At 59.0% G+C, this 554-nt stretch carries 2 pseudogenes; both read left to right on the forward strand.

Going from position 1 to position 554, the window contains the following annotated elements:
* Positions 1 to 279, forward strand: a pseudogene (locus tag D3H34_RS33650) (secretion protein HylD); the annotation flags it as partial.
* 6 nt (positions 280 to 285) lie between these two features.
* A pseudogene (locus D3H34_RS33655) lies at positions 286 to 554 on the forward strand (secretion protein HylD); the annotation flags it as partial.

A 554-nucleotide genomic window follows, 5' to 3' on the forward strand; every position in this document is an offset into this window, starting at 1 on the left:
GGTGATGCCATTCCATTGACCCAGGGCTCGCCAGTGAAGCTGTATCTGGCAGCGAATCCCATGGCGGGGCTGGAGGGCAAGCTTCGGTATATGGCCTACGATGCCAGCGCCAGGCCAGATGGCAGCTACGCCTATCGGATGCGTGCCGCCATGTCGCTCGATAAGGCGGCTCGCATTGGCCTCAAGGGCACCGCCAAACTGCAAGGAGATTGGGTGCCTTTGGTCTACTGGGTTCTGCGCAAGCCCTGGGCCGTCCTGCGTCAGTTCCTTGCCTGGTAAGTCGACATGGGTACCGCATGGCCTGCTTTGCGCGAGGAGCTGGATTTGTTTCCCGGTCCGGTGCTGCCCGATGGCCAGCCCAGCTGGACTCTGCATGATCCGGTGCGCAATCTTTTTTTTCAGCTGGACTGGGCCAGCTTCGAAGTGCTCAAGCGCTGGCACCTGGGCGCAGCGCAAGCGATTGCACAGGACATCGTCGATCACACGACATTGACGCTCCATAAGGAAGACGTGAATGCTTTTTTCCAGTTTGCGCAGCGAAATGATCTCTTGGA

It is taken from the genome of Acidovorax cavernicola, assembly GCF_003581445.1.